The 13988-nt window shown below is 71.4% G+C and carries 5 protein-coding genes and 1 pseudogene; 4 read left to right on the top strand and 2 right to left on the bottom strand.

Features of this window, described 5'->3' with window-relative positions:
* The first annotated feature begins 9 nt into the window (after positions 1 to 9).
* On the top strand, positions 10 to 1134 hold the full coding sequence (locus tag ACIPFH_RS13440) for an AAA family ATPase (RefSeq protein ID WP_401825884.1): 1125 nt from the start codon (positions 10 to 12) through the stop codon (positions 1132 to 1134).
* Positions 1131 to 3947 carry a hypothetical protein gene (locus ACIPFH_RS13435; RefSeq protein ID WP_401825881.1) on the top strand — a complete coding sequence of 939 codons (2817 nt, stop codon included), beginning with the start codon at positions 1131 to 1133 and terminating at the stop codon, positions 3945 to 3947. The genes ACIPFH_RS13440 and ACIPFH_RS13435 overlap by 4 nt, the downstream gene beginning before the upstream one ends.
* A gap of 371 nt (positions 3948 to 4318) precedes the next feature.
* Here the strand turns inward: ACIPFH_RS13435 and ACIPFH_RS13430 are convergent, their stop codons facing one another.
* Positions 4319 to 9511 carry a family 43 glycosylhydrolase gene (locus ACIPFH_RS13430; protein WP_401825878.1) on the bottom strand — a complete coding sequence of 1731 codons (5193 nt, stop codon included), beginning with the start codon at positions 9509 to 9511 and terminating at the stop codon, positions 4319 to 4321.
* Positions 9512 to 9557: 46 nt separating this feature from the next.
* On the bottom strand, positions 9558 to 10007 hold the full coding sequence (locus ACIPFH_RS13425) for a helix-turn-helix domain-containing protein (protein WP_401825875.1): 450 nt from the start codon (positions 10005 to 10007) through the stop codon (positions 9558 to 9560).
* 38 nt (positions 10008 to 10045) lie between these two features.
* Between ACIPFH_RS13425 and ACIPFH_RS13420 the strand changes: the two are divergent.
* Positions 10046 to 10472, top strand: a pseudogene (locus ACIPFH_RS13420) (hypothetical protein); the annotation flags it as partial.
* 130 nt (positions 10473 to 10602) lie between these two features.
* Complete coding sequence (locus ACIPFH_RS13415; protein WP_401825872.1) at positions 10603 to 13977, top strand: pyruvate carboxylase; 3375 nt, start codon at positions 10603 to 10605, stop codon at positions 13975 to 13977.
* The last annotated feature ends 11 nt before the right edge of the window (positions 13978 to 13988 follow it).

The raw sequence follows: 13988 nt of genomic DNA, 5'->3' as shown, positions 1-13988 counted from the left end.
GGCCTTCGGATGACCGACCTGCTGCGCGCCCCCGCCGAGCTCAAGTACGCCGAGGAACTCGACTGGCTGGAGTCCGTCGACGACGATCCCAAGCCGTTCTCCTGGCGGCTGTCCCCGAAGATGGTCCGCCTGTTCGTCCTGGGCTCCGAGCGCGCCGACGGCCTGGACCGGGAGATCGCCCCGAAATGGTTCGGCGACCGCAGCTTCGTCGAGCGCTCCATCGTCACCCTCGCCTCCGACCGCGGCCTGCTCCTCATCGGCGACCCCGGCACCGGCAAGAGCTGGCTGGCCGAGCTGCTGTCCGCCGCGATCTCCCGCAACTCCACGCTGGTCGTGCAGGGCACGGCGGGCACCACGGAGGACCACATCAAGTACTCGTGGAACGTCTCGATGGTCATCGCCAAGGGCCAGTCACGCGAGTCGATGATCCCCTCCCCGATCATGACCGCCATGGAGACCGGTTCGATCGGCCGCTTCGAGGAACTCACCCGCTCCACCAGCGACGTCCAGGACGCGCTGATCTCGATCCTCTCCGAGAAGTACATCTCGGTCCCGGAACTGGGCAGCGACGGGGACAGCGACAACATCGTGTTCGCCAAGCCCGGCTTCTCGGTCATCGCCACCGCCAACAGCCGCGACCGGGGCGTCAACGACCTCTCCTCGGCACTCAAGCGCCGCTTCAACTTCGTGCGCATCCCCGTGGTGACCAACAAGAGGAGCGAAGCGGAGATCGTCCGCTTCCGCACCGAGGAACTGCTGCGCCGCCACCGGATCGAGCTGGACGTCCCGCCGACCCTGCTGGACGTGCTGCTGCGCAGCTTCGCCGACCTGCGGGCCTCGTCGGCCGCCGCCGGCAGCGACGACGAGAAGCTGGAGTCGGCGCTGTCCACGGCCGAGCAGATCGGCGTCCTGGAGGACGCCATCCTGCACAGCAACTTCTTCGGCGAACGCGCCCTCACCGCCCACACGCTCGCCTCCTCCCTCGTCGGTTCCCTGGCCCGGCGCGCACCGGAGGACCTCGCGATCCTCAACAAGTACCTGCACGGAGTCGTCGAACCGCGCAGCAAGGAGGAAGGGGGCTCCTGGCCGGAGTTCCTCGAGGGCGGCCGCGACGCGATCGCGACCCTCTCGTGACCGCGACCCCCGAGGGCACGTTCACCGCCCTGCGCAGCCAACTCCAGGACGCCGCCACCACGTTCGCCGACGGACCCGGCGCCCTGGAGGGCATCCTTCGGGGCATCGTCGACGACGTCGAACGCGCGGTACGCGAACCCCTGGAGATCTTCCCCGTCTGCCACCACTCACCGGCCTCGGCCATCGCCATGGCACGCCGGCTGCACGAGAAACAGCCGAAGGTGGTCTACCTCGAACTGTGCGAGGACATGGCACCCCTCCTCACCGAGCTGCGCAACTGCCGTCTGCCGGTGGCGGTCCAGTCCTTCGCGAGCGAGATCGAGGGCTTCCCCGCCGACTGGGCACCGCTCTCGGTGGTCGCCCCGGTCACCGAGGCCTCCGCCGAGTACCAGGCCATCGCCTACGCGCTGGACACCCCGGGCGTCGAACTCGTCCTCGTCGACCGCTCCTCGGACCACGTCTTCCAGTGGGAGACCGGCCCCGACGGCGAAGGTGACGGCGACGGGGACCCCGACGCGCCCGAGGCGGCGGAGCAGGCGGCCCTGCACGGCGACGCCGTCGGCGTGGAGATCGGCGACCTGCGCCCCCGCTTCACCGAACTGGAGGAGCACCTGCTGCGCCACGGCCGGGTACGGCACTGGTCGGAATGGTGGCACCAGTACGTCGAACTGCCCCTCGGCGACAGCGACCACGACACCTACCGCCAGGTGATGCTGCTCATCGGCAGCCTCTTTCGGCGCCTCGCCCCCGGCGACCCCCGCAGGGTACGGGTGGACGAGGACCGCGAGCGGTACATGTGGACCCGGATGCGCCGGCACCTCACCCGCACCGGCACCGACCCCGCCGACTGCCTCTACGTCTGCGGCGCCTTCCACGCGGCCAGCCGTGTCGCCGAGTTCGGCGTGCACGGCAGCGACACCTTCGCCATCAGCCCGCCGAGCGGCACCGAGTGGCGGCACGGCCTGATCCCCTCCAGCCACGGCGCGATCGAAGCGCAGTTCGGACTGGCCGCGGGTTCGGTGTCCATCGCCGCCACGGAATGGGCGAAGAACGTCAGGCGCACCGGCGTCCGCCCGTTCCGCCTGGACGGCCAGGCGGGCACGAAGAGGAGCACGAAGCCGAGGAAGGCCCTCGCCACCACGGTCTCCATGCGCCCCGCCCCGCCCGCCGACCGGCTCACGGGCTTTCTGCGGCGGCCGCCCGCCCTCGACGCCCTCGACGAGGCCGAACTGCTCGGCTGGTCCGTGGAGATCGTGCGCGCCGCACGCCGTAACGGCTACCTAGCCTCCACCGCCGACGCCATCGCGGTCTTCGAGACCTCGATCCTGCTGGCCGGGATGCGCGACCGCGCCAAGCCGACGCCGTACGACTTCCAGGACGCGGCCGTCACCTGCATCGAGAAGGACGCCGTACCGGGCCGGCGCGACGTGGGCCGGCTGGTCGAGATCATGATGGGCGGCGACCGCGTCGGCCAGGTCGGCTACGACGCCCTGCCGCCGCTGGCCCGCGATGTGCACGACCGGCTCGCCCCGCTGGACCTGAGGCTCCAGCAGCGCGGGGTGCAGCGAGCGCTGCTGGACATCGCCTCCCGGCCGGAACTCGCGCGCTGCTCCGACCTGTTGTGGATGCTGCGCCGACTGCTGCCGCAGGGCGCGGCCCGGCCCATCATGGGCGAGCGCCGCCTCGGCGAACACCCCATCCAGGAGTCCTGGGACCTGGCCCTGGGCACCCACCAGCGCGCCCTCATCGAACTGGGCTACGAGGGCGTCAGTATCGAGCAGGTCCTCGAACAGCGGCTGCGGCGCGCCGCGTACGCCCCGCAGGCCACGGCGGCCCAGGTTCTGGAGGCCGTCGAGGACGCCACGCTCTACCTGCGCAGCCGCCGTCTCGCCGACGAGCTCGGCACCCGGGCCCTGGAGGTCCTGGCGGGCGAACGCAGCGTCGACGGCGCGCCGGAGGTACTGCGCCGGGTCCGCCGTCTGCTGGCCCACTACCGCACCTGCGAACCGGTGCTCCCGCCCTGGATCGAGTCCTTCGTCAAGACCGGGTACGCGCACTACTGCACCCTGCTGCCGACGGCGTTCACCGACGAGGACGCGACCGTCCGTCAGGTCGCGGCGATGCTGGGTTTCCTGTTCGGCATGGAGGGCCTGGCCCTGTCCCTGGGCTGCGACCGCACCCAGCTCGAACTCGCCCTCGCCCAGTCCCACCCGACCGATCCCGCACGCACCGCACTTCTCTGGGCGGCCCAGACCCACCTGGGCACCCTGCCGAGGACGGCCCTGCGGGCGCGCTGCGCCGAGCTGCTCGGCAACCCGCTGGTGGTGCCCTCCTACCCTCGCTACCTCAGCGGTTTCGTGCACGCCCTGGAACCGGTTCCGGGCCTGGCCGACTTCGTCGTGGAGGCCGTGTCGAACGCGTTCGCCCGTCTCCCGGACGCGGTGCTGCTGCCCTGGCTGCCGACCCTCATCACCACCCTGCGGGCCGGAGGCGCCGAGTCGGCCCCGCTGCTGATCCGCGAGGCCGGCCGGGTCTTCCCCGCCCGGCTCACCGAACTGGACACCTGGGTACCGCCGTGGTTGCTCCCGCAGGAACCGCCGCGCGTACCGGCGGAGTCGGCGGCGCTCACCGGAGGCGGCCTGCCGCTCCTCGCCGCGCACCCGGAGACCTGCGACGCGCTGGCGGAGCTGCTCGGCTGCGAGGGGCCGTGGGAGACCGGCGAAGCCGCCTCGTCCGGAGCCGCCCTGCTCTCCCGCCACCCGGAGACCGCGACGGCCCTGGAAGCACTACTGACCCCCGGCCGACCGGGCTGACCCGGCTGACCGGACCGACAGGGTTGATCCGGCGGCCCCGGCTGACGCGACCGACCGGGCCTGCCCGAGCGGGCTGATCCGGCCGACCCGGCTGACCGGACCGACCGGGCCGACTCCGTCGACAGGGCCGACCCAGCTGACCGGACCGACCGGGCCGACTCCGTCGACAGGGCCGACCCGGCTGACCGGACCGACAGGGTTGATCCGGCGGCCCCGGCGGCCCCGGCTGGCGCGGGCGGCCGGGCTGACGTGGTGTACGTGTCCGCCGGGCCCACGAGGTCAGGGGGCGCCCGGGAGACGAGCGGGCCCCCTGCGTGAGCAGGGGGCCCGTTGACTGACCGGTCATCCGGTGTCGGGACCGGACGGATGTCCTACCGGCGGCGCTGGACGCCGACCGTGATGACGCCGTTCACCTTCGCCGCGGCACCACTGTTGTAGATCACCTTCCCGTCGGACTTCTTCCAGATCTTGACGAGGAAGGTGTCAGGGTTGTCCGTCGTCGTGAGGCGGAAGGCGTAGCCGCCCTTGCCGTTGACCGTGCCCGAGCCCTGCAGGACGGCCGTGGAGCCGGAGACGACGAGCCAGTCGAGGCCGGTGGAGCGGAGCTTCAGGTGGGCCTGCCTGAAGTCGAAGGAGACCTCTCCGGCCGGGGCGGTGGCCCCGGGCAGATAGCCGGCCGCGAGCGAGAAGGACGCCCGGCCCCTCAGCTTCGGCCCGACCGGGGCACTGAAGGTGCCCGCACCGACCACCGGTCCGGCAGCGCGGTCGTACACGATCAGCTCGGGGAGCGTCGTCGCGGCCGAGGCGCCGTCGTCGTCGGTGACGGTGATCACCGGACGGCGGATGCCCGCCGAGGTGTAGGTGTGCTCCGCACGGCAGCCGGACGCGGTGACCGTGCCGACGGCCGGCCTGCCGCCGTCCTTCCAGTCGACCACGCAGGTGTGGCTGTCACCGGCGCCCGGGTCGGTGAACCGGGCGGTGACCGCCGTACGGCGCCCGGTGGGCAGCGGGCCGGACGGGCCGGTGGCGGACGTGATGGCCGGTGCCGCGTTCGTCACCGTCACCACGGCCGCGTCGGTGCTGCGGCCGCCCGTCAGGGTGACGGTGTAGGCGCCGTCGTCGGTGCAGCTGACCGTGGTCCGGGCGGCGGCCGGGTCCGCGATCGTGCACGGCGCGCCCTTCTCGAGGGTCCATCGCGCACCGCCCGCCCCGGAGACCGTGCCGTCGATCGCGATCGCGGCGCCTTCGACGCCCTTGGCGTCCGGACCGGCGTGCACGATGGTCACCGGGTCGACGCTGGTGAGGGTGGGCACGACCTTCTTGATCAGACCGTCGGCGTCGAACTCCAGTTTGTCGACGGTGGTTTCGCGGTGGGTGCCGTCACCGCCGGGGATGGCGAAGCGGTGGTAGGCGATGTACCAGTCGTCCGTGCCCGGCACCTGGACGATCGAGTGGTGGCCGGTGCCCTTGATGCCGAGGGAGAGGTCCTTCTCCAGGATCACGCCCTGCTTGGTCCACGGGCCGGTGGGCGAGGGGCCGGTCGCGTAGGCGACGCGGTAGTTCTCGTCCCGGGTGTCGTTCTCCGACCATGTGAGGTAGTAGGTGCCCTTGCGCTTGACGACGAAGCTGCCCTCGTTGTAGCCGCTCGGGGTGATGTCGGTGACCTTCGAGGCGTCGAAGGAGACCATGTCGTCGCCGAGCGGGACGACGTAGGCGTGGCCGTTGCCCCAGTAGAGGTACGACCGGCCGTCGTCGTCCGTGAAGACCGCCGGGTCGATCATCTGGCCGCTGTACTGGCCCGCCGTGAGCAGCGGCTTGTCCAGGACGTCCTTGAACGGGCCGGTGGGCGAGTCGGAGACGGCGACACCGATGTTGGCGTCGGCGCAGAAGTAGAAGTAGTACTTCCCGTTCTTCTCGGCGATCGTCGGCGCCCACGCCCTGCTGTCCGCCCAGCTCACGTCCGGACCCAGGTCGAGGATGACGCCGTGGTCCGTCCAGTGCACCAGGTCGGTCGACGAGTACGCCTTGAACTGCGTACCGCTCCAGCCCTCGAAGCCGTCGGTCGTCGGGTACATGTAGAAGGTGTCCCCGAAGCGCACGATGTTGGGGTCGGCGTTGAGACCCGGCAGTACCGGGCTCTTCATGATCAGCGCGGAGACGGTCCAGGTGCGCTTCGTGCCGTCCGAGCCGGTCACCTGGTACGTCACCGGCTGGGTGAAGTCGTGGACGCTGCCGGAGGCGGGGCTGATCGCGGCCCCGTGGGCGAGGGTGAACTCGGGTGCCAGTGAGGTGGGATCGGTGCCCTCCTTCAGCGGCAGCGTGATCTTGCCGGCCGCGTTGTCCAGGAGGGCGTCGACCTTCAGCGCGGGGTGCGTCGCCTTGGCGATGCCCGCGGTGTTGCCGCTGAGCTCCATGACCTCCGCCGCCGACAGGGCCCGGCCGTAGACGCGGAAGTCGTCGACCTCGCCGCCGAAGTACGGGTCGCCCGAGTACAGCGACCTGCCGATGTAGCCGCTGTAGTCCTTGGCGGCGTCGTACAGCTCGGAGGGCTTGCTGGTGACGCCGGTGGCCCGGGCGGCCTCGACGCCGTCGACGTAGAGGACCATCGTGCCGGTCGAGCCGTCGAGGGTCACCGTGACGTGCCGCCACTCGCCGGGCGTCAGCTGCGAGCCGGCCGTCAGCTTCGACTCCGCCGACCAACTCGCCTTCGTGATGGCCGAGTACAGACTGGAGCCGCCGTTGGAGGGGGTGGCGAAGAGGTACTTGTTGCTGTCGGGGCCGAGCCCGAACAGCCACTGGAAGGCCGAGCCGCCCTTCCACTTGGCGTACGTCGACACGGTGACGCTGTCGGCGCCCTTCAGTACGCCGTTCGGGAGCTTGACGTACGGGGAGGTGGCGGAGTCGCCGGACATCTTGAACGAGCCGCCGTCCACGCCGGTCCCGAACTCGGGCGTGCGGACGTAGGTGCCGTGGTTGCCGTGGCCGCTGGAGTCACGGGCGATGTTGCCGGACGTCTCGTCGAAGTCGTAGTGCAGGAGCAGGTCGGCGGGCACGTCCGGGCCCTCCGCCGAGACCGTGACCTCGGCGCGGACCGGGAGCGCGGCGCCGTCGGGGAGGCTGCCCGTCACGGTGAAGGTGCCGGCCTGGGCGTAGGCCGACGCGGGGACGGCGTCCCAGGTGACCGCCACCGGGCGGCGCACGCCGTCGGCGTAGGTGGCGATCACGGTGGCAGGCAGGACCGGGGCGTCACCGATGCGGGTCTTCACCGCGGTGTCCTCGACGCTCTCGACCAGCTGGTCCGGCTGGTAGGCGCGCAGCAGCCGGTCGTACTCGGCCTGGGTGACCGGCAGGACGGTGCCGTGGCGGGGCTTGGCCGGCAGGTCGTAGCCGGTGGACGGGGTCCAGACGCCGGAGGCGAGGTCCGTCGTCTCGAACGGGAGGTAGCCGCGGCCGCCGAACTCGTCCAGGAAGGCGTACCACTTCTCCTCGGTGTTGGACTTGAACACCAGCGGTCCCTCGGCCGCGTTCATCGCGCCCTTGCCGATGCCCTCGGCGACCGCGTTCCAGGAGAGGTTCAGCAGCGAGTCGCTCTTCTCCTCGAAGATGAACTTGCTGTTGGGGGTGGAGGAGGTGTTGTTGCGCTCGTCCTTCGACAGGCGGAAGTACGTGCCGTCGTGCTGGATCACCGTGGAGTCGATGACCGAGTAGCCGCGGTCGATCCAGACCTTGGGCTCGCTGAACGTGTAGAAGTCGCGGGTCGTGGCGTACATCATCCGGTTGTAGGTGTCACCGGAGTGCGAGGCGTTGTCGTACAGCTTCGACGCCCAGAAGACCACGTACTCACCGAGGGCGCTGTCGTAGTAGGCCTCCGGGGCCCAGGTGTTGCCGGCGCTGTCGGGGGAGACCTTGACCAGGCGCTGGTCCGTCCAGTGGACGAGGTCGGTGGACTCCCAGACCATGATGGACTTGCTGCCGGTGCGCTGGGAGGCGTCCCAGTCGCCGTTTCCGTAGATCCTGAGGTCGGTGGCGATCTGGTAGAACTTGTCGCCCTCGGGGGAGCGGATGATGAACGGGTCGCGCAGGCCCTTCTCGCCGAGGGTGGAGGTCAGGACGGGCTTCGCGTCGTTCAGCTCCCGCCACTTCAGCGGGTCGTTGCCCTTGCTGAGCGCCGCGTAGAGCTGCTCGCCGTCGGACGTGCCCTCACCGGTGAAGTAGCTGAACATGTAGCCCTTGAGGGCTTCCTTCACGGGGAGTTCCGGGACCTTCGCGGTGAACACGCGGGTCGCCTTGGCCGCGCCCTTGGTGACGGTGGCCGTCAGGGCGACCGTGGTCGCGCCCGCGCCGTGCGCGGGACGGTGGACCACTCCGTCGGCCGAGACCACGTCCGCCCGCTCGGAGGCCCAGGTCACGTCGGTGCCGTAGGAACCCGTCGCCGGGAGGCTGAGGTTGCCGCGGGCGTCGTCGAGGTTGTGGACCGCGAGGGCGTCGGCGGCCTGCCGGGCGGCGGTCGCGTCGTCGAACGCGGCGAGGACCGTGACGTCGAACGACTTGGTGGCCGTGACCGTCCCCTTCCTGAGGGTCGCCGTGAGGGTGGCGTGGCCGTCCGGCTCGCCCGCGGCGGGACGGGTCACCTTGCCCGCGTCCGACACCACGGAGGCGTTGTCGCTGGCCCAGCTGATCGAGGCGCCGCCGGCCGTGCCGGTCCTGGGCAGGTCCAGGTCGGCCACGACGGCGTCGGTGTCACCGAGGTCCAGGGCGGCCTCGTCGTCGGCGACGCCCTGCGTGGCCACGGGGAGGGCGAGCTGCTCCACGTCGGAGGCGGGCAGCGCGTGGTCGTACACGCGGAAGTCGCGGATGTCGCCCTTGAAGAGCTTGTCGCCCGAGTACACGGACTTGCCGATGTAGTTGGCGGTGGTGATGCCGGAGCCGATGGCGCCCGGCGTGATGGTGACCGACGCGTTGCGGGCGACCTCGACGCCGTCCTCGTACAGCACACCGGTGGTGCCGGACTGGGTGTAGGTGAGGTGCTTCCACACCGAGCGGGTCAGGTTGTGGGAGTCGGCGGGCTTGGTGGTCTGTTCCGTCGACCAGTTGCCGGTGGCGATCGAGGTGCGCAGGGAGTTGCCCGTGGTGAACAGGTAGCCGTTGCCGTTGCTGCCGCTGGAGTTGCCGAAGCCGTAGAGGAAGTAGGGCGTGGACTGGGCGGCGTCCATGCGCACGTCCATGGCGACGCTGATCGCGTCCATGCCCTTCATCACGTCGTTGGGCACTTTGACGTAGGTGTCGGAGCCGTTGAAGGCGAGGCCCTGCCCGGTGGACGACCATCCGGCGGTGCCGGCCACCGTGCCGTCGCGGCCGTGGCCGGAGGCGTCGGTCACCGTGGTGCCGGACGTGGCGTCGAGCTTGTACCAGAGCGCCAGACCCTCGGAGAGGTCGGCCGCCTCGTCCGCCTGGACGGGAGTCGTCGCCCCGACGAGGCCTACGAGCAGGGAGACGGCGGTCAGTGCGGCCAGTCGCCCCGCCCCACGTCTCGCACGGTCGCGGAGTCGATGTCTGTGCGTCATGGGGGCAACCGCCGTTTCAACCGTGTGACGTGATGTTGCGAGAGTGTCAAACGGTGTGCATGGTCGCGTCAAGAGTTCTCGAACAATGTCCGACAGGCCGAACGCGACGGGGTGGCGGCCAAGGTCCCTGACTCAGCGCCGGGTTGACGACTCCAGCCACGCGGTGAGGGCCCGCCACCAGTGCAGGGTGGCCAACGGGCCGTCGCCGTCCGCCAGGGAAGGAGGTGATCTGCCGGAGCCTGCCGAGTCGGTGGCGGACGGTGTTGGGCTGGGCGAAGAGCGCCGCTGCCGTCCGGTCGAGCCGACCCCCGTTGTCCAGGAACGCCAGTGCGGTGCGGGTGAGTTGGCGGTGAAACGCGTCCGCCGGACCAAGGGAGCCGAGCAGCCCACGGCTCAACAGGGAGCCCAGTGAAGGCCGTTCGGCGAGCGGGATCCGGGCGGCGAAGTCCGTGACGTCGTACAGTGCCCGCAGGACGTGCTGTCGGCCGAGATCCATGGCGCGCACAGCCGGTACGGCGCGGGCAGTTCCGGCAGGGGAGCGGTGGGCGCGACCACGACGAGCGCCTCGGGGGTCGACCTCACCGGCCTGCGGCGGGCGTGGGCACGGGAGTGCCCGCGCACGTCGACGGCCGCATGCCGGGCATCACCGAGAAGGCGGGTGGGCGCATCGTCATCCCCGACCGCATGGGGCACCACACCGAGGGCCTGCGCAACTACGACCCGATCTGGCGCGGCCACGGCATCCGCGTCCTGCCCGGTTGCGGAAGCCGGCGCCGTCCACCCGGTGCCCGGTGGGACAAGGAAACCCCGTGACCGGTCTGTAGGCGGCCGGGGAGGTCGCCGGCTTCGGCGGCGGCGGAATTTACGGCTACCGCTCCCTCGAGGGCACGATCCTCGGCGGCTGTCTGTTCTCCGGGCGCGCCAGGCGGGACGCGCGGCCGCGGCGGCCACCGCGACCTGACAGGGCGTCGCACGCGGCCGGGCACGGTCCGATCGAGCGAGACATGGGCCGAGTGGCCCGACTCACATGGCCAATCCGGCCCCCCACCGACACGATGGTCCTCGTCACCGCCAGGCTGAAGGGGTCCCGGATGTTCCGCAAGGTGCTGGTCGCCAACCGTGGTGAGATCGCGATCCGTGCGTTTCGCGCCGGCTATGAGCTGGGCGCGCGCACGGTCGCGGTCTTCCCGCACGAGGACCGCAACTCACTCCACCGGCAGAAGGCCGACGAGGCCTACGAGATCGGCGAGCCCGGGCACCCGGTGCGCGCCTACCTCTCCGTGGAGGAGATCGTCGGCGCCGCGCGCCGGGCGGGCGCCGACGCCGTCTACCCGGGCTACGGGTTCCTCTCCGAGAACCCCGAACTCGCGGGCGCCTGCGAGGAGGCGGGCATCACGTTCGTCGGCCCCGACGCGCGCACCCTCGAACTGACCGGGAACAAGGCGAGCGCCGTGGCGGCGGCCCGCGCGGCGGGCGTGCCCGTCCTCGGCTCCTCCGCGCCCTCCAACGACGTCGACGAACTGGTGCGGGCCGCCGAGGAGGTCGGCTTCCCCCTGTTCGTGAAGGCCGTCGCCGGCGGTGGCGGACGAGGCATGCGCCGCGTCGAGGACCCGGCCGTGCTGCGCGAGTCCATCGAGGCCGCGTCCCGTGAGGCCGCGTCCGCCTTCGGCGACCCCACCGTCTTCCTGGAGAAGGCCGTCGTCGACCCGCGCCATATCGAGGTGCAGATCCTCGCCGACGGTGAGGGCAACGTCATCCACCTCTTCGAACGCGACTGTTCGGTTCAGCGCCGTCACCAGAAGGTCATCGAGCTGGCCCCCGCGCCCAACCTCGCCCCGGAGCTGCGCGACCGCATCTGCGCCGACGCGGTCCGCTTCGCCCGGCAGATCGGCTACCGCAACGCCGGCACCGTCGAGTTCCTGCTGGACCCCGCGGGCAACCACGTCTTCATCGAGATGAACCCCCGCATCCAGGTCGAGCACACGGTGACCGAGGAGGTCACCGACGTCGACCTCGTCCAGGCCCAGCTGCGCATCGCCGCGGGCGAGACCCTGGCCGACCTCGGTCTGTCCCAGGAGACCGTCACCCTGCACGGCGCCGCCCTCCAGTGCCGGATCACCACCGAGGACCCCGCCAACGGCTTCCGCCCCGACACCGGCCGCATCAGCGCCTACCGCTCGCCCGGCGGCTCCGGCATCCGCCTGGACGGCGGCACCACCCACGCGGGTACGGAGATCAGCGCGCACTTCGACTCGATGCTGGTCAAACTGACCTGCCGGGGCCGGGACTTCCCGACCGCGATCGGACGCGCCCGGCGCGCCGTGGCCGAGTTCCGCATCCGGGGCGTGGCCACCAACATCCCCTTCCTCCAGGCCGTCCTGGACGACCCGGACTTCCAGGGCGGACGCGTCACGACGTCGTTCATCGAGCAGCGCCCGCACCTGCTCACCGCCCGTTCCTCCGCCGACCGCGGCACCAAGCTGCTCACCTACCTCGCCGACGTCACGGTGAACAAGCCGCACGGCGAGCGGCCCGAGCTGATCGACCCGGTCACCAAGCTGCCGCCGCTGCCCGACACCGAGCCGCCCGCGGGCTCCCGCCAGCGCCTGGTCCACCTCGGCCCCGAGGGCTTCGCCCGCTGGCTGCGTGAGTCCCCGACCATCGGCGTCACCGACACCACGTTCCGCGACGCCCACCAGTCCCTGCTCGCCACCCGGGTCCGCACCAAGGACCTCCTGGCCCCGGCCCCGCTGGTCGCCCGGACCCTGCCCCAGCTGCTGTCCCTGGAGTGCTGGGGAGGCGCCACCTACGACGTCGCCCTGCGCTTCCTCGCCGAGGACCCGTGGGAGCGGCTGGCGGCCCTGCGCGAGGCGGTCCCCAACATCTGCCTCCAGATGCTGCTGCGCGGCCGCAACACCGTCGGCTACACGCCCTACCCGACCGAGGTGACCGACGCCTTCGTGCAGGAGGCCGCCGCCACCGGCATCGACATCTTCCGCATCTTCGACGCGCTCAACGACGTCGGCCAGATGCGGCCCGCCATCGACGCCGTACGGGAGACGGGGACGGCCGTCGCCGAGGTCGCCCTGTGCTACACCTCCGACCTGTCCGACCCGTCGGAGCGGCTGTACACCCTCGACTACTACCTCCGCCTGGCCGAGCAGATCGTCGAGGCGGGCGCCCACGTCCTGGCCGTCAAGGACATGGCGGGCCTGCTGCGTGCACCGGCCGCCGCGAAGCTCGTGTCGGCGCTGCGCCGCGAGTTCGACCTGCCGGTGCACCTGCACACCCACGACACCGCGGGCGGTCAGCTCGCCACCTACCTGGCCGCGATCCAGGCCGGCGCGGACGCCGTCGACGGAGCCGTCGCCTCCATGGCCGGGACGACCTCGCAGCCCTCGCTGTCGGCGATCGTCGCCGCGACCGACCACTCCGAGCGGCCCACCGGCCTCGACCTCCAGGCCGTCGGTGACCTGGAGCCGTACTGGGAGGGTGTCCGCAGGATCTACGCCCCGTTCGAGGCGGGCCTGGCCTCCCCGACCGGACGCGTCTACCACCACGAGATCCCCGGCGGACAGCTCTCCAACCTGCGCACCCAGGCCGTCGCGCTCGGCCTCGGCGACCGCTTCGAGGACATCGAGGCGATGTACGCCGCCGCCGACCGCATCCTCGGCCACCTGGTGAAGGTCACCCCGTCCTCCAAGGTGGTCGGCGACCTCGCCCTGCACCTGGTCGGCGCCGGAGTGGACCCGCGGGAGTTCGAGGCGACGCCCGACCGGTACGACATCCCCGACTCCGTCATCGGTTTCCTGCGCGGCGAGCTCGGCACCCCGCCCGGCGGCTGGCCCGAGCCGTTCCGCAGCAAGGCGTTGCAGGGCCGCGCCGACGCCAAGCCCGTCCAGGACCTGACCACCGAGGACCGCGAGGGCCTGGAGAAGACCCGCCGCACCACCCTGAACCGGCTGCTCTTCCCCGGCCCGACCCGTGACTTCGAAACCCACCGTCAGGCCTACGGCGACACCAGCGTGCTCGACAGCAAGGACTTCTTCTACGGTCTGCGTCCGAGCAAGGAGTACGCCGTGGACCTCGAGCCGGGCGTCCGGCTGCTGATCGAGCTCCAGGCCGTCGGCGAGGCCGACGAGCGCGGCCTGCGCACGGTCATGTCCTCCCTGAACGGCCAGCTGCGGCCCATCCAGGTCCGGGACAAGGCGGCGGCCTCCGACGTGCCGGTGACCGAGAAGGCCGACCGTGCCAACCCGGGGCATGTCGCCGCGCCGTTCGCGGGCGTGGTCACGCTGGCCGTGGCCGAGGGCGACGAGGTGGAGGCCGGCGCGACGATCGCCACCATCGAGGCGATGAAGATGGAGGCCACGATCACCGCCCCGAAGGCCGGCACGGTCTCGCGGCTGGCCATCAACCGGATCCAGCAGGTGGAGGGCGGCGACCTGCTGGCCGAGGTGGGGTGAGGTCACCGGCC

Origin of the sequence: Streptomyces sp. NPDC088157 (genome assembly GCF_044741545.1) — a bacterium.
Taxonomy (GTDB): domain Bacteria; phylum Actinomycetota; class Actinomycetes; order Streptomycetales; family Streptomycetaceae; genus Streptomyces.
Note: the sequence above shows the minus strand (reverse complement) of the source record. Positions and strands in the feature narration are given on the sequence as shown.